The following is a 15,310-nucleotide window of genomic DNA, read 5'->3' as shown; positions in this document are numbered from 1 at the left end:
GGCGGGCGACATTCGTCCGCGCGGCGACCGGCGCTCCGTTCGGGGCCTGCCGCGCCATGCGCGCGCCCCGGGACGCAGACCGAACGCCATCCACCATCCACCATCCAGAAGCCGGATGGGGAAGATTCCATCTCCATTGGAACATGCGAGCCCCATGGAGATCCGTCAACCGCTGACTTCTGATATATATTCTCTGACGTTTATTGACAATCGTCAGTTTTGCGCAAATATAGCAGGCCTGCGCTGCCAGCGACGGGCTGGCGGGACTGCGTCGGCGGGTGACGACCGCCACGCCGGCAACTGTCTGGAGCCATCGCTATGCCAGGACTGACCGATTTCATGACGCCGAGCCGGCGCCGAGCAAGGCACGCCGGATTGCGGCAGGTAGCGCGTGGGCAGGCAGCGCGCGGGGGCGCGCCTGTCGCTCCCCGGCTGCTGGCTCTGGGGCTGGTTGCCGGTCTGCTGGCGGGGTGCCAGCCGGATGCGGCGGAGGATGTCGTGGTGGCGCCGCCGCCGCGCACGGTCTGGGTCGAGCCGGTGGTGGCAGCCTCTGAACAGACGCTTGAGTTTTCCGGCACGGTGCGGGCACGCAGCGATGCGCCGGTGGCCTTCCGGGTCGGCGGCAAGCTGGCCGAACGCACCGTCGATGTCGGCGATCTGGTGACGCGCGGCGATGTGCTGGGCCGGCTCGACGCGGATGATCTTCAGGTGGCGATGCGGGCGGAAACCGCTCGGGCGCGCGCGGCGGCGGCGGAGGCGGAGCGCAGCGCCGACGAGCTGATCCGGTTGCAGGCGTTGAAAGAAAAGGGCCATGTCAGCCAGGCGGCGCTTGACCGGGCGGTGGCCGGCGCCGATGCGGCGGCGGAAAACCTGAAGGCGGCGCGTGAGCGCGAGCGGCTGGCGGAAAACCAGCTGGCCTATGCCACGCTGACGGCCGAGGTCGATGGGGTGGTGACGGCGACCCTGGCCGAGCCGGGCGAGGTGATCGCCGCCGGTCAGCCGATCGTGCGCATGGCCCGCAATGGCGAGCGCGAGGCCGAGGTCGCGATCCCGGAAACCTATGTGAAGGCAATCGGTACCGCCCGGGCCGAGATTACCTTGTGGGTGGCGCCGGATCGGCCGCTGGCCGCGCGGCTGCGCGAGCTGTCGCCCCAGGCCGACCCGGCGGCGCGCACCTTCACCGCCCGCTTTGCCATGGAGGATCCCGACGACCTGGCCCGGCTCGGCATGACGGCGGTGGTCGCGCTCACGCTGAACGGGGCGGAGGGCGAGATGGCGGTGCCGCTCTCCGCCGTCTGGTACAAGGGCGAGGCCGCCCATGTCTGGCGCGGCAAGGAGGGGGCGTCCCATGTGGAGGCGGTGCCGGTGACCGTCTCCCGGCTGTCCGGCGAGCAGGCCTTCGTGACCGGGGCCCTGCACCCGGGCGATCTGGTGGTCAGCATGGGCGTTCATCGCCTCGACCCCGACCTTGAGGTGCGTCTTGAGCGGCGCCCGGCGTCGGCGCGGGTGCAGGTGGGGGCGCTGCAATGAGCGGGTTCAACCTTTCCGCCTGGGCGCTGCGCCATCAGGCGCTGGTGCTGTTCTTCATCCTCGTCACCGCGGCGGCGGGGATCTGGTCCTATACCAATCTGGGGCGCAACGAGGATCCGGCCTTCACCGTCAAGGTGATGGTGGTGACCGCCGCCTGGCCCGGCGCCAGCGCGCAGGAAATGCAGGAGCAGGTGGCCGATCAGATCGAGACCCGGCTTCAGACCCTGCCCTGGCTGGGCCGGCTGGAAACCTACGCCACCCCCGGCTTCATGGCGACGCAGATCGTGCTCGACGATGCGACCCCGCCCTCGGAGGTCGCCGATCTGTGGTATCAGGTGCGCAAGAAGGTGGGCGACATTCGCGGCGATCTGCCCGCCGGCGTGCTCGGGCCGTTCTTCAACGACGAATATTCCGACGTCTTCGTGCAGGTGCATGCGATCACCGCGCCGGATGCCCATTGGTCGGAACTGTCCGACCTGGCGGAGATGGCGCGCCAGTCGCTGCTGGCCGTGCCCGGCGTGGAAAAGGTCCAGCTCTTCGGCGAGCAGGATGAGAAGATCTACGTCGATATCTCCTATGCCAAGATGGCGACGCTGGGCATTCCGATCAGCGCCATTTTCGATGCGCTGGCGCGGCAGAACGCGGTGGTGCCGTCGGGCTCGGTCGACACCCCCAGCGAAACGGTGCAGGTGCGGGTGAGCGGCAAGCTCGCCGGCGTCGAGGCGGTGGCGGCCGTGCCGGTGCGGGCGGGCGAGCGGACCTTCCGCCTGGGCGATGTGGCGCGGATTCACAGCGGCATTTCCGATCCGCAGCGCTTCGCCACCCGCTACAACGGCAAGCCGGCGATCATGCTTGGCGTGGCCATGGCCGATGGTGGCAACGTGCTGGAGCTTGGCGAACGTCTGGCGGAAAAGGTCGCGGAAATCCGCGCCCGGCTGCCGCTCGGCGCCGAGTTGCATCAGGTCTCCAACCAGCCGGAGGTGGTGGAAGAGGCGATTGGCGAGTTCCTCCTGAAATTCGTCGCGGCGATTTCCATCGTCCTCTTGGTGTCGTTCCTGTCGCTGGGCTTTCGCACCGGCATTGTCGTCGCCCTGTCGGTGCCCCTGACCCTTGCCGGCACCTTCCTGGTGATGCTGCAGATGGGCATCGACCTGGAGCGGATCTCGCTCGGGGCGCTGATCCTGTCGCTGGGGCTTCTCGTGGACGATGCGATCATCGCCATCGAGATGATGGTGGTGAAGATCGAGCAGGGCTGGGACCGGTACCGGGCGGCGACCTTCGCCTGGGAATCGACCGCCTTTCCGATGCTGACCGGCACGCTGGTGACGGCGGCAGGCTTCCTTCCGGTCGGCTTTGCCAAATCCTCGGCCGGCGAATATGCCGGCGGCATCTTCTGGGTGGTGACCAGCGCGCTTCTGATCTCCTGGCTGGTGGCGGTGGTGTTCACCCCCTATCTCGGCCTGAAGCTGCTGCCGCGCTCGCTGGAACGCCATGCGGCGGAGCGCGGGGATGTGGACGAGGACGCGATCTATCGCACGCGCGGCTACAATGCCTTGCGCGGCATGATCAACGGTGCGGTGCGCTTTCGCCTGCCGGTCGTGCTCCTGACGGTGGGGCTTCTGGCCACGGCGGTCTACGGCATGGGCTTCGTCAAGAAGCAGTTCTTTCCCAACTCCTCCCGGCCGGAAATTCTCGTTGACCTGCGCGGTCCGGAAGGGGCGGCCTTTGCGGCGACGGAGCGGGAGGTGCGCGCGGTGGAGGCGATGCTCGCCGAAAGCCCGGACCTTGAGTATTTCACCTCCTACATCGGTGCCGGCGCGCCGCGCTTCTTCCTTGCCTACAATCCGGCGCTGCCGAATGCGAATTACGCGATGATCCTGATCCAGACCAAGGGCGGGGAGCACGCCGAAAAGCTGTTGGCGGAGCTGCGCGCCCGGTTCGCGGCCAGCGAAGGGGCGGTGCGTGGGCGCGCCAACCGGCTCGAACTGGGGCCGCCGGTCGGCTATCCGGTGCAGTTCCGGGTGGTGGGGCCGGATATCGAGGAGGTCCGGCGCATCGCCGCACGGGTGCAGGTTGCCATGCGCGCCAATCCCGATACCCGAGATTCCGAATTGCAATGGGGCGAGAAGGTCAAGTCGGTGCGCCTGTCGGTCGATCAGGACCGGGCCCGGGCGCTTGGGCTGACCAGCGAGGAAATCGGCCTCGCCCTGCAGGCGCTGTTGTCGGGGGCGGAGGCGACCAGCCTGCGTGATGGACGGCACTCGGTCGGTGTGGTGGTGCGGGCGGATGCCGCGGAACGGGCAGCGCTCGGTGACATCGGCGATCTGGTGATCGCGGTGCGCAACGGGCAGGCGATCCCGGTCTCGCAGGTCGCGCGGATCAGTTATCAGGCGGAAGAACCGATCCTGTGGCGCCGCAACCGCGAAACGGTGCTGACGGTGCGCTCCGACATCATGCCCGGGGTGCAGGCGCCGGATGTGACGGCGGCCCTGATGCCGCAGATCAAGGCCATCGAGGCGACCCTTCTCCCGGGCTACCGCATCGACGCGGGCGGCGCGGCGGAAGAATCGGGCAAGGCCAATGCGGCGCTGTCCAAGGTCTTCCCGGTGATGCTGCTGGCGATGATGCTGCTGATCATGATCCAGATGCAGTCCTTCTCGAAGATGATCCTGGTGTTCCTGACCTTCCCGCTGGGGCTGGTCGGGGCGGTGGGCGCGCTGCTGATCTCCGGAGAACCCTTTGGCTTCGTTGCCATTCTCGGGGTGATCGCCCTTGGCGGCATGGTGATGCGCAACACGCTGATCCTCGCCGACCAGATCGAGCACGACCTTGCCGCCGGCGCGACCATGCGCCAGGCGATCGTCGAATCAACCGTGCGCCGGGCACGGCCGGTGATCCTGACGGCGCTGGCCGCGGTTCTTGCCTTCATCCCGCTCACCACCAGCATCTTCTGGGGGCCGATGGCGGTGTCGATGATCGGCGGGCTGACGGTCGCCACGGTGCTGACGCTGCTGTTCATGCCGGCGCTCTATGCCCTGTGGTTCCGCCGCCGGCTCGACAGGACCGACGCGCAGGTGCTTGAGCCGGAGGATGAAGGCAACCAGCGGAACGCGGACACGGCAGAACGGAAAACGGACCCCGCGACGGTTCTGCCGCAGGCGGCGGAGTGATGCGCGCCCCGCCGGTTTCAGCCGGCGGGGAGAGCGGGGCCGACCCATGTGCGTCGATGCTCGTTCGTTGCATTTCTCCGCCGCAACCTGAGGCTTTATGCGGGTGCCTGGGATGTGTGCCTGGAGGTCAGATCCACCACGCGAAACTCTGTTTCAATCCGCAATCTCATCTGAATCGCGTTATGCGATTCGCTATCACTGGTTGTTTTGACAGGTGCGATTGTCGCATTTTTGCCACAGCTTCGACCAAATCGAAGAGGTGTTATTTAGGGGTCTGATTTGCCTAAAATATGGGCATTCGTCCGGTCGGTGACCGCGACCGCAATCAAATTGACACAAATCGAACGAATTCTGGCAAATCTCCCACTGATGCCGATTTTGTTCCGTTACGGAATGGCTGAAAGCCGCCAGTTTTCCGGCATGACGGGGTGCCAGGGGGCGCCGTTTCGGGTTTGCCTGACCGGGATTTCCTGCCCAACATGACGCTTACGTTAACGGTGCACAGGGGTGGTGCGCCGCGTTTGCGTTGTTGGGAGGAAAAAACCGGATATGACGAACAGGATTAAGAACGCGCTTCTCGCCGTATCGGCGCTGACCGCTGTCGGGATCGCCACCGAAGCTTCCGCGGGCGGGTTCGCCCTGCGTGAGCAGAGCTCCTATTATCAGGGTATGTCCTTTGCTGGCTATGGCACCACCGGTCCGTCGATCTCCTCGATCTTCTGGAACCCGGCGACGATCACCGGTGCGCCCGACGGGCTGACCTTCGAGGCGCATAACACGCTGATTGTGCCGACGGGGAAGATGGATGGCACCTTCACGTCCTCGGGAGCGGCGCTTCCGCCGTTCGGCATCGTGTTGCCTAACAGTAACGCGCCCTCCGGCGACGTCGCCAATGATGCCTATATTCCGGCGAGCTACACCGCCTACAAGGTGACCGATCAGGTGTTCTTCGGCCTGGCGATCAACGCGCCCTTCGGCCTGTCGACCAAGCCGAACGAGAACTGGGCCGGGCAGTTCTACTCCCGCTCCTCCAAGGCCGCCTCGCTGAATGTGACGCCGATGATCGGCTACAAGTTCAACGAGATGCTGTCCTTCGCCTTCGGCCTGCAGATTCAGCAGTTCGCCGTGGCCCTGAAGACCGGCGTTCCAAACGTTCCGGGCTTCCCGACCGGCTCGCTGGAGGGGGACGATATCGGCTTCGGTGTCACCGCCGGTGTCACCCTCAAACCAATCGAGGGCACGGAAATCGGTCTGGGCTACCGTTCTGGTGTGTCGCATCAACTGAGCGGCACCTTCGTCGCGCCGGGTACCAGCATTCCGATCACGGCCAACCTGATCACGCCGGACATGGTCAACCTGTCGGTCAAGCAGCGGGTGACCGATGCTTTCCGCGTTCTCGGCACGGTGGAATGGACCAACTGGAGCCGTTTTAAGACGCCGCGCGCGCTAGCGCCAAATGGCGCGACGGTGAAGGCATTGCCGTTCAATTACAGCGATGGCTGGTATTTCGCGCTCGGCGGCGAATATGACTTCAACGAGGATCTGACCTTGCGCGCCGGTATCGCCTATGAGCTGTCGCCGATCGACACGGACATTCGCTCCACCCGCCTGCCGGATAATGATCGGCTGTGGCTGTCGGCCGGTGCCAGCTACCAGGTGATGGACAATCTGGCGGTCGATTTCGGCTACACCTACATCCATACGGCCGCCACCCGGGTCAACATCGGGCCGGGCCATCAGGATTATGTCCCCGCGCTTGGTACCTACAGCTCGAATGTCGATGCCAACGTCAACATTGTCTCGGCCTCGCTGCGCTATACTTGGGGCGGGCCGGTCGAGCGGCCGGAGCTGGATCCGATCCGTAAGTACTGAGGCGGGACGCGCCTCTGATCGTTGAGTGTGGACAGGGGGCGTCCACATGACGAAAGGCCGGTGGAGCGATCCGCCGGCCTTTTGCGTGACAGGGAAGCCCTTCGGGGGGCGAAGCGAAGATCCGGGACCGGGGAGCCACGTCTCTCGGCTTCAATCTCCTGAAAATGCGCCTCTTTCGGCTCTCCGATCCCGGGTCGCGCCAAGGCTTGCCCTGGATGACGCCGAGAGATGGGCAAGGGTTGGTTTTCTCTGGATATCGCCCCACGCTCCGCGTCCTCCCGGACGGAGCAGAGATCCGGGACCGGCAAGGCACAGTGGGCGGTTCGGGCATGGCGGGCCGCTCCCATTGCAGGGGAGGCGGTGTGCTCAGAACGCAGCCGGATAGAGACCGCCGTCGACCAGAATGTTCTGGCCTGTGACATAGCCGGCCTGACGCGAGCAGTAGAAAGCGCAGACCTGACCGAACTCCTCGGCGGTGCCAAAGCGGCGGGCGGGGATTTCCGCCGCCTGCGCCGCGCTCACGTCTTCGATGCTGACGCCGCGTTGGGCCGCCGCGCGCTCGAAGCCACCGCGCAGCCGGTCGGTGTCCATCTTGCCCGGGAGCAGGTTGTTGATCGTCACATTGCGGTGGGCGTAGGTCCGCCCGACCCCGGCGAGGAAGGCGGTCAGCCCGGCCCGGGCGCCGCTGGACAGATCGAGCCCCTCGATCGGCATCCGGACCGTGATCGAGGTGATGTTGACGATGCGGCCGAAGCCGCGCTCGGCCATGCCGTCGGCGACCTGCTGAATCATTTCGATGGGCGAGATCATGTTCTGGATGACACCGGAGATCATCGCCTCCCGGTCCAGATCGCGAAAGTCGCGGCGCGGCGGGCCGCCATTGTTGTTGACCAGAATGTCCGGCTGCGGGCAGGCCGCGAGCACGGCCTTCTGACCCTCGGGCGACGACATGTCGGCGGCAACCGCCTCGACCGTGACGTCGAATCGGGCGCGCAGATCCGCTGCTGTCGCCTCCAGCCGCTGCGGGTCGAGACCGTTGATCACCAGATCGCAGCCGGCTTCGGCAAGCGCCTCGGCGCAGCCGCGCCCAAGCCCGCGGCTCGATGCGCAAACGATTGCCTTGCGGCCGGAAATGCCCAGGTCCATGACCTTCCTCCCATCCTGTCTCCAAGCCGCTGCCGGCGCGGATTTCCTTCTTGTCTGATAGCGGGAAACGCGCTCGCCTGTCCATCGCGGCAGCGGTGAGCCGTGGCTCTGCGCGCCCATGCCGGCAAGCAAGCCTCGCGCTCTTTTGTCGGGCGGTGTCATATTTCTGAGACCGAAGTCGCGCACTACTCTCGGCGAACCCACGTCGGGAGGTCATCATGTCCGCCGAGCAAGCACCCAGGCACTACAGAACGCTTTTCCTGTCGGATATCCACCTTGGAACGCGGGGATGTCAGGCGGAACTTCTGCTGGATTTTCTGCGCTACAACGATGCGGAGACCATCTATCTCGTCGGCGATATTGTCGATGGCTGGCGCCTGCGCCGCATGTGGCACTGGCCGCAGCTGCACAATGACGTGGTGCAGAAGCTGTTGCGCAAGGGGCGCAAGGGCGCGCGGATCGTCTACACGCCCGGCAATCACGACGAGTTCCTGCGCGACTTCCTCGGCACCCATTTCGGCGGCATCGAGGTGGTGGACGAGACGATCCACGAGACGGCGGACGGCCGGCGCTATCTGGTGATCCATGGCGACCGGTTCGATGTGGTGGTGCGCCACGCCAAGTGGCTCGCTTATCTCGGCGACTGGGCCTATGTGACCGCGCTCAACCTGAACACCGGGCTCAACATGGTGCGCCGGCGTCTCGGGCTGACCTACTGGTCGCTGTCGGCCTGGGCCAAGCTGAAGGTCAAGAATGCGGTCAATTTCATCGGCAAGTTCGAGGAGACGCTGGCCCAGGAGGCCGAGCGCCAGGGCGTTGATGGGGTGATCTGCGGTCACATTCACCATGCGGCCGACCACAGCGACTATGGCACCCACTACATCAACACCGGCGACTGGGTGGAAAGCTGCACCGCCGTTGCCGAGCATCACGACGGGACCTTCGAGGTGATCCACTGGGCGAAGCGGGGCGAGCAGGCGCGTCTTCCCAAGCCGGCCACCACGCGGGCCGCAGCATGAGGTCTCTGCTGATTGTCTCCGATGCCTGGCATCCGCAGATCAACGGCGTGGTGCGCTCCATTGAGCGCACGCAAGGGGAGATGGAGCGGCTCGGCGTGCGGGTGGAAATCCTGTCGCCGGCGAATTTTCGCACCGTTCCCTGTCCGACCTACCCGGAAATCCGCCTGACACTGGCAACGCCGGCAGTGGTGCGCCGGGAGATCGCCGCGCGGGATTGCGAGCATCTGCATATCGCAACGGAGGGACCGCTCGGGCTGCTGGCCGCGCGTGCCGCGCGCCAGTCCGGCCGGATCTTCACCACCAGCTACCACACCCGCTTCCCCGAATACCTGTCGGCGCGGATGCCGGTGCCGCTCGACTGGTCCTATTCCTGGCTGCGCCGGTTTCACAATGCCGGCCATGGCTGCATGGTGGCGACCGGCACGCTGGAGCGGGCGCTTGGTCGGCGCGGCTTCGTCAATCTGATGCGCTGGTCGCGCGGGGTCGATCACGACCTGTTCCGCCCGTTCGAGGGCAGCGTGCTGCCCGACGACCTTCCAGGACCGGTGTTCATGTATGTGGGCCGGGTGGCGGTGGAAAAGAACATCGAGGCGTTCCTCGATCTCGATCTGCCGGGCAGCAAGGTGGTGGTCGGCGACGGGCCGCAGCTGGCGCCCTTGCGCGCCGCCTATCCGGATGTGCTGTTCACCGGCGCGCGGGTCGGCGAGGATCTTGCCCGCCACTATGCCTCCGCCGATGTGGTGGTGTTCCCGAGCCTGACCGATACATTCGGCAATGTGCTGCTGGAGGCGCTGGCCTGCGGCGTGCCGGTGGCGGCCTATCCGGTGATGGGGCCGGTCGACATCGTCGCCGATACCGGCGCCGGAGTGCTGCACGCCGATCTGGGGCTTGCCGCGCGCGCCGCGCTGCAGATCCCGCGCGCCCGCTGCCGCGAAGTGGCGCTCGGCTATACCTGGGAGCGCAGCACCCGGCAGTTCATCGACAACTGCATGGCCGCCAAGCGCCTGGCCGCCGCCGGTGCTGCCCGGGCGGCATGAGCTGAAACGCGCCCGGCGGCTTCAACCGGGCGGGGGAATGGTGTACCGGTCATATCCTGATGGAGGAAATGACCATGGATGCCATGCTTGCCGGACCGCAGTTCCAGGATGTTCTCGATGCCCGCGCGCGCATCGCCGGGCGGGCGGTGGTGACGCCGCTGCTCAACTCGCCCTTTCTCGATGAACTGACCGGGGGAACCATCCTGCTGAAGGCGGAGACGCTGCAGCGCACCGGCTCGTTCAAGTTTCGCGGCGCCTGCAACCGGTTGTCGATGATCCCGGACGCGCAGCGGCCGGCCGGCGTGGTCGCCTGTTCCTCCGGCAATCACGCGCAAGGGGTCGCCGAGGCGGCGCGGCTTTTCTCCATGCCGGCAACCATCGTCATGCCGGAGGATGCACCGGCCTCCAAGATCGCCCGTACCGAGCGCTCCGGCGCGCGGGTCGTCACCTACCGGCGCGGGGTTGACGACCGGGAGGAGATCGCCCGCACCCTCGCCGAGGAAACAGGTGCCATCCTGGTGCACCCGTTCAACGATGCGGGGGTGATCGCCGGACAGGGCACCGCCGGTCTGGAACTGGCGGAGCAGGCGCGGGCAATGGGGCTGGAGCCGGAAGCGATGCTGACCTGCGCCGGTGGCGGCGGGCTGACCGCCGGCATCGCCCTGGCGCTGGAAACCCTGGTGCCGGATTGCGCGATCCATCCGGTGGAACCGGAGGGGTTCGACGATCATCGCCGCTCGCTGATTGCGGGGGAAATCCTGGCGAACCCGTCGGAGAGCGGATCGATCTGCGATGCGCTTCTGTCGCGCGCGCCGGGAACGCTTGGCTTCGAGATCACCCGGCGACGGGCAAAGGAGGGGCTGGTCGTCAGCGACGCGGAAGCGCTGGCGGCGGTGGCCTTCGCGTTCCGGGAGCTGAAGCTGGTGGTGGAGCCGGGCGGGGCGGTGACGCTGGCCGCCGTGCTGTTCGGCAAGTTGCCGGTGGCCGGGCGCTGCATCGCGCTGACGCTTTCGGGTGGCAATATCGACCCGCCGATGCTGGCAAAGGCTCTGGCGGAATAGCACTTGCCGCGTCGCCGTCTTCCGGGCCGCGTCCGTCAGTTGACGCGGCGCGGGGAGGCGGCTTGTCGCATGGCGCGGAAGCGGTAGACCTCATCGGCGACACCGCTGCCGCTCAGGCCCAGCCAGGCGTGGCGCAGGCGGGCGAATTTCCCATAGGTCTTGTGGCCGATCCCCGTCTCCTTCATCAGCAGGGCGACGGCGCCGTCGGCCTGTGAGGCGAAGGTGTCGCGGATCGCACCCTCGCGCATGTTGAGATGGTGCGCCAGCAACCAGACGATGCCGGCCATGTCCTGGCGGTCGATCAGGATCAGGAGGATCGTCTCGAAGCTGAGTTCTCCGGCGGCGATCTGGATGCGTACCTCGTGCCGGCTGAGGCTTTCGCCATCCACATCGAAATGCGGGTCGCGGTCGTCGGCGACAGCGGTTTCGGCAAGCCGGAAAAGTGCGTCGTCGTTGTCCAGCGCCTGCGACAGGGCCACCGGCATCAGTGGGCAGTTGCTCTGGCCGATCAGCCGCAGATCGTCGCAAAACACCTCGTCGTGGGTGCAGCGGCCGGCCATCGCCCCCATCAGCCGCGCTTCGGAGGCGGAGAGGATCAATGTCGCCAGCAGCGCGCGCACCTCGAACACCGCCCCCGGGTTATGCAGCAGCGCATTGACCACCGGAAAGGCGCCTCTGGCGATCAGCGTGTCGACGATCTCCGCCGGCACACGGCGGCGGCGGGCAATCGCCAGCCGGTGCCGGTCGGAGCGTTGGCGGGCAATGTCGGCAAGGCGGGCGCCGCTGATCACCGGCGAGTGTTCCAGCACCGGTTCGCAGAGTTCGAAGGCCTCTCCGGCCAGCCGGTCGGCCAGCGGGGAGGTGATGCGGTCGGTCTTGGCAAGGCGCACGACGATGTCGAGCCGGGCGGAGCGGTCGAGCTGATCGAAGACATCGAGGACCAGGGCGGAGAAAAGCTGACGTTCCGCCTCCGACGGTTCGCTTTCCTGCTTGTCCGAATATTGCGCGCTCAACATGCGAACGAGCTCGGACCTTGCGGAAGGCGCCTTGATCTTGGCGAGTTTCTCCAGCTTTTCCATGAGCATGGCGGCGATCCGTTCCGTCAGGTCTCGGCGTTATTCGGCCGAAATCCTTTTAATTTTTCTTTTTGGAAACAAACTATCGCAGGGAGATCGTTAAAAATACTTATAGAGCCTCGCGATTTTGCCCTGAGCTTTGGTCTCGCACAGGGTGGCATGAGAAAGTTGACGTTGCGTTTCCCGCCGAACGCGAGGGGATGCCACCCTGTGTCGCGGGATGCCTTGCCCGGAGGGCCGGCGATGGTTGCCGGACGCAGTATGGAAAAGCTGCGCTGCTCCGGTTGATTTTAGAACAGTGCTCTGTACAACCACTCCGCTTACAACATTGATAGAAATACCAGTATGCGAGGTGGAGATGGCTAGAGTGGCGGGAATCGCGGCGGCGCTGATCGTGGCGGGTTGCGTATCGGACGGGGGATCGGAGCGCTCGTGGGAACCGGATGTGCCGAAGCCAAGCCGCGAGGAACTGATCTGCCTGGCGTCCAACCTCACCCCCGGCACTCAGGAGTTCAACCAGTGCCTGGCGATGGTGAAGGTCAGTGAAATGACCGAGGAGGACTACCGCAAGGAGCGCGAACGGCGCGAGACCATCGGCGATGGGCTGGCGGAGGAAATCTGCGACGGGTTCGCGCGGGACCGGATGGGGTATCCGGTCAAGAGGAAGGTGTTCAAGGAGGTGCGCGGCGATTACGAGAAGACCGTCAAGATCACCTACGAGATCGATAGGACGCAAGAGAATCCGCAGGTTATCCTGGCTTACAGGAACGGCATCTGCACCTTGCGCGGGAGCAAGGTGGTGGACTTCAAGACCAACTAGATGTGGGATCTGGGGTGGTTGTTCATCCAGCTTGAAAGTTTGAAGGTGCTTGCGACCAAACCTTCACCGGAAGGCTTCTAGGATGAACAACCCGCTCAAGACGGTCGTGGAGGAGTTCGGCTTGAGTGAGCGCCGGGCCCTGCTCTGGTTCGAGGCGTGCGGCGTCAGGGTCGAGCGTGTGATGACCGTCAACGGGCCGGGCTACATCGCAAAGCTGTTACGAAAAATCCCGAAAAGGCTTTCCATCCGCTACACAAGGACTAGGCTCTACACGCCCAGAACCAACGGCATGGCAGAGCACTTGATCCAGACCATACGCCGGAACCGGCCCTACGCCATCCCGTTCAAGTCGTCACTCTCACGCGAAGCTGATCTGCCGAGATGGTTCGACGGGTACAATCACAAATGGCCCCATATGGGAATCAAGCCCCCCAGTTCAGGCTCTTCACGGAAGTACCGGATCACAAACCACAGGTCAGATTTCCGAAGGTATACATCCGGGGAACCACTTGATCACCTCATCTGAGGTCATGACCTTTGCGTATTCGCCGCTGAGTATGGCCAGAGTCAGGTCGTGAACCGTCTCCGCATTCCACGATTTCCCGTTTAGCCCGACGACCGGTACGGCTGTAGTGGCATCTGACGGCAGGATGATATCATATCCAAGCGCCTTACCGGCGCGCACCGTGGCATCCATGCTGTTGTGGATGACAACCCCCGTCAAAACCAGGCGGTTGGTCCCCGTATCTCTGAGAACCCGGTCCAACTCAGTTCCGATGAACGCGCAGTTCTGCTGTTTGGCTATAACCGTTTCGCCCGCTATCGGTGCAACTTCAGCCTTGATGCCGTTCCACGGACCGTGCGTGTGATAGCTTGACGCCAGTGTCGGCTCGTCATGCTTGATGTGAAGAACTGGCCAGCCGTTCAGTCGCCAGTGCGCCAAAAGACGCATGATCACGGCCAAATATTGGGGATTATTCTTGCCATCCCAGACCGGCTGGTCGATGGCGTCCTGCACATCGAGGATGACGAGGGGACAGGGCGCGGACTGAACATTCATGTTCTGCGACATCTTTCTCACGAGGGACGTTTTTTTGTGAGTGTGATTGGCATCCACTTTTTCTTATCGCATCCAGGAGAGCCGAGTACCATAGGTCTGCTTCGTCCCTCACTCGGGACATAGACTGCCCCTCGGGTGGACATCTGCATTTATGAGTACACGGCCTAACCCGTTCGTCCGGGGGGCGGCAGGCGCCCCCGGATCGTCTCCGCTGAGCGGTCAGAAGAGCGCTTGCTGTGTACGGATTTCGGCCTAGCTGAACAGGGACTGGCGTTCGCCGGGGGACAGGCGATCGAGCGGATCCGGCTCCTTGGGGCTGTCCTCATCGTTCCGCCAGTTCAGATCATCCGCCTCATCGACAATCACCACATCGTCTTCCGGTTCAGCCGGCGCGGCCTCCGCCTCGACATGGTCCGCCTCGACAGGGGATGCGTCCGGTGCCTCGGCCCCGGTTTCGACCTCGGTGCTGGCCTTGGTCTTGTCCGAGACGTCCGGGCTGGCAAAGATATCGGCGCCGACCAGATCCTCGGCGCTGAGGTCGAGGGCGGCCGTGCCGAGCCCGGTATCGGGCGCTGCGGCGGGGGCCGGTGCGGCGAAGACATCGGCTTCGCCATCGGCGCCGCTGGTCTCCTCGTCATCCTCGGCGGTTGCGGTATTGGCGAACAGGGCGTCGAGATCGTCGTCGGTCACGGTCGCTCCGGCGACGAGACCGGCCATGTCGTCCATGCCCTCGAAGGCGGCATCGATCTGCGCTTGCTCGGCGGCGTGCGCATCCGCCGACGGGGTTTCTTCCTGCTGGCTGAACAGCTCATCGACCGTATTCTGGCAGACGCCGCGCCCTTTGAGCTGCGGGCCATTGAGAAGATGCGCATCCGGCCGGCTGTCCTGCCGGATCTCGGTGTCCTCGCCCTTCACGTCCTCGATGCCCCAGATAGAGATCATCAGATTGATGCGCGATTCCAGGTATTGCAGCACCTGAACGATCTTCTGGGTGCGCTGGCCGGTCAGGTCCTGGAACGAGCAGGCCATGAAGATTTCCGTGGCCCGGCCGTCGATGTCGTCGCAGATCGCCTGGTCGGCGCCGCTTTCGCGCAGGGTCCAGGCATGCTCCTGAATGGCCTCGGCGGCGGCGAGAATTTCCTGGGTCGCGCTTTCGGTCTGTGTGACGATGGCATCCAGCTCGTTGGACGCCTCGACGAAGCGGTTCCCCTCTTCGGCCTCATGCTTGATGTTGGCAATCTCGCGCTTGGTGCGCTCGATGGCTTCTTGCATGTCGGCGATATCGAGGCGAATGCGGTCGAGATCGGGCACCGTGCGCTCGCGGGTCATCACCTTTTCGAGGCGGCCGATCGCATCGAGAACGATCTGCGTATCCGGCTTCTGGTTGCGGACCAGATATTCCTGAAGGAACCGGCGACCGCGATCCGTTTCGCTCAACGCATTGAAGAGGGCGTCGTAGTCGCTGTCCCGGATCGCGCTCGGTGTACCGTTTTCTGCCATTCTTCTTCTATCCGCGTCA

Annotated in this window: 12 protein-coding genes; 8 read left to right on the top strand and 4 right to left on the bottom strand. The window is 64.9% G+C overall.

Going from position 1 to position 15,310, the window contains the following annotated elements; genetic code table 11:
- Nucleotides 1-318 precede the first annotated feature (318 nt).
- From LC062_RS11060 to LC062_RS11050, 3 genes are all read left to right on the top strand, one after another.
- A complete protein-coding gene (locus LC062_RS11060; protein WP_224911096.1) occupies nt 319-1,530 on the top strand; it encodes an efflux RND transporter periplasmic adaptor subunit in 1,212 nt (403 codons plus the stop codon).
- Nucleotides 1,527-4,700, top strand: coding sequence for an efflux RND transporter permease subunit (locus LC062_RS11055; RefSeq protein WP_224911095.1), 3,174 nt, complete (start codon nt 1,527-1,529; stop codon nt 4,698-4,700). Before LC062_RS11060 ends, LC062_RS11055 begins: the two co-directional genes overlap by 4 nt.
- Nucleotides 4,701-5,249: 549 nt before the next feature.
- Nucleotides 5,250-6,572 (top strand): OmpP1/FadL family transporter, encoded by a 1,323-nt coding sequence (locus LC062_RS11050; RefSeq protein ID WP_224911094.1) that lies wholly within the window; start codon nt 5,250-5,252, stop codon nt 6,570-6,572.
- Between the two features lie 366 nt (nt 6,573-6,938).
- Here LC062_RS11050 and LC062_RS11045 read toward each other — a convergent pair whose 3' ends face one another.
- Entirely contained in the window at nt 6,939-7,718 is a 780-nt protein-coding gene (locus LC062_RS11045) for an SDR family oxidoreductase (protein WP_224911093.1), read from the bottom strand.
- A gap of 218 nt (nt 7,719-7,936) precedes the next feature.
- On the opposite strand from LC062_RS11045, the gene LC062_RS11040 reads away from it, so the two are divergent.
- The 3 genes from LC062_RS11040 to LC062_RS11030 all read left to right on the top strand — a co-directional run bounded on the left by LC062_RS11040 (nt 7,937) and on the right by LC062_RS11030 (nt 10,835).
- On the top strand, nt 7,937-8,737 hold the full coding sequence (locus LC062_RS11040; protein ID WP_224911092.1) for a UDP-2,3-diacylglucosamine diphosphatase: 801 nt from the start codon (nt 7,937-7,939) through the stop codon (nt 8,735-8,737).
- Nucleotides 8,734-9,774: a glycosyltransferase family 4 protein gene (locus LC062_RS11035; RefSeq protein ID WP_224911091.1), complete on the top strand. Its 1,041-nt coding sequence runs from the start codon at nt 8,734-8,736 to the stop codon at nt 9,772-9,774. The genes LC062_RS11040 and LC062_RS11035 overlap by 4 nt, the downstream gene beginning before the upstream one ends.
- 74 nt (nt 9,775-9,848) lie before the next feature.
- Nucleotides 9,849-10,835: a threonine ammonia-lyase gene (locus tag LC062_RS11030; protein WP_224911090.1), complete on the top strand. Its 987-nt coding sequence runs from the start codon at nt 9,849-9,851 to the stop codon at nt 10,833-10,835.
- Nucleotides 10,836-10,870: 35 nt separating this feature from the next.
- Here the strand turns inward: LC062_RS11030 and LC062_RS11025 are convergent, their stop codons facing one another.
- Nucleotides 10,871-11,920, bottom strand: coding sequence for a DUF2336 domain-containing protein (locus LC062_RS11025; protein WP_224911089.1), 1,050 nt, complete (start codon nt 11,918-11,920; stop codon nt 10,871-10,873).
- Between the two features lie 358 nt (nt 11,921-12,278).
- Here LC062_RS11025 and LC062_RS11020 point away from each other — a divergent pair, with 358 nt between their 5' ends.
- Nucleotides 12,279-12,731 (top strand): hypothetical protein, encoded by a 453-nt coding sequence (locus LC062_RS11020; protein WP_224911088.1) that lies wholly within the window; start codon nt 12,279-12,281, stop codon nt 12,729-12,731.
- Nucleotides 12,732-12,813: 82 nt separating this feature from the next.
- On the top strand, nt 12,814-13,257 hold the full coding sequence (locus LC062_RS11015) for an integrase core domain-containing protein (RefSeq protein ID WP_224911087.1): 444 nt from the start codon (nt 12,814-12,816) through the stop codon (nt 13,255-13,257).
- Here the strand turns inward: LC062_RS11015 and LC062_RS11010 are convergent.
- Together LC062_RS11010 and LC062_RS11005 are read right to left on the bottom strand one after the other, a co-directional pair.
- Nucleotides 13,207-13,803 (bottom strand): isochorismatase family protein, encoded by a 597-nt coding sequence (locus tag LC062_RS11010; RefSeq protein ID WP_224911086.1) that lies wholly within the window; start codon nt 13,801-13,803, stop codon nt 13,207-13,209. The two genes, LC062_RS11015 and LC062_RS11010, sit on opposite strands and share 51 nt — an antisense overlap.
- A 240-nt stretch (nt 13,804-14,043) precedes the next feature.
- Complete coding sequence (locus LC062_RS11005) at nt 14,044-15,291, bottom strand: protein phosphatase CheZ (protein WP_224911085.1); 1,248 nt, start codon at nt 15,289-15,291, stop codon at nt 14,044-14,046.
- Nucleotides 15,292-15,310: the final 19 nt, after the last annotated feature.

The sequence above is a fragment of the Stappia indica genome (genome assembly GCF_020177335.1).
Taxonomy (GTDB): Bacteria; Pseudomonadota; Alphaproteobacteria; order Rhizobiales; family Stappiaceae; genus Stappia; species Stappia indica_B.
The sequence above is the reverse complement of the archived record's forward strand: the minus strand, read 5'-3'. Positions and strand labels throughout refer to the sequence as shown.

Bases quoted from the DNA above. Each gene is read 5' to 3' on its own strand.
- LC062_RS11060 (WP_224911096.1), top strand. From the start codon at position 319: ATGCCAGGACTGACCGATTTCATGACGCCGAGCCGGCGCCGAGCAAGG.
- LC062_RS11055 (WP_224911095.1), top strand. From the start codon at position 1,527: ATGAGCGGGTTCAACCTTTCCGCCTGGGCGCTGCGCCATCAGGCGCTG.
- LC062_RS11050 (WP_224911094.1), top strand. From the start codon at position 5,250: ATGACGAACAGGATTAAGAACGCGCTTCTCGCCGTATCGGCGCTGACC.
- LC062_RS11045 (WP_224911093.1), bottom strand. From the start codon at position 7,718: ATGGACCTGGGCATTTCCGGCCGCAAGGCAATCGTTTGCGCATCGAGC.
- LC062_RS11040 (WP_224911092.1), top strand. From the start codon at position 7,937: ATGTCCGCCGAGCAAGCACCCAGGCACTACAGAACGCTTTTCCTGTCG.
- LC062_RS11035 (WP_224911091.1), top strand. From the start codon at position 8,734: ATGAGGTCTCTGCTGATTGTCTCCGATGCCTGGCATCCGCAGATCAAC.
- LC062_RS11030 (WP_224911090.1), top strand. From the start codon at position 9,849: ATGGATGCCATGCTTGCCGGACCGCAGTTCCAGGATGTTCTCGATGCC.
- LC062_RS11025 (WP_224911089.1), bottom strand. From the start codon at position 11,920: ATGCTCATGGAAAAGCTGGAGAAACTCGCCAAGATCAAGGCGCCTTCC.
- LC062_RS11015 (WP_224911087.1), top strand. From the start codon at position 12,814: ATGAACAACCCGCTCAAGACGGTCGTGGAGGAGTTCGGCTTGAGTGAG.
- LC062_RS11010 (WP_224911086.1), bottom strand. From the start codon at position 13,803: ATGTCGCAGAACATGAATGTTCAGTCCGCGCCCTGTCCCCTCGTCATC.
- LC062_RS11005 (WP_224911085.1), bottom strand. From the start codon at position 15,291: ATGGCAGAAAACGGTACACCGAGCGCGATCCGGGACAGCGACTACGAC.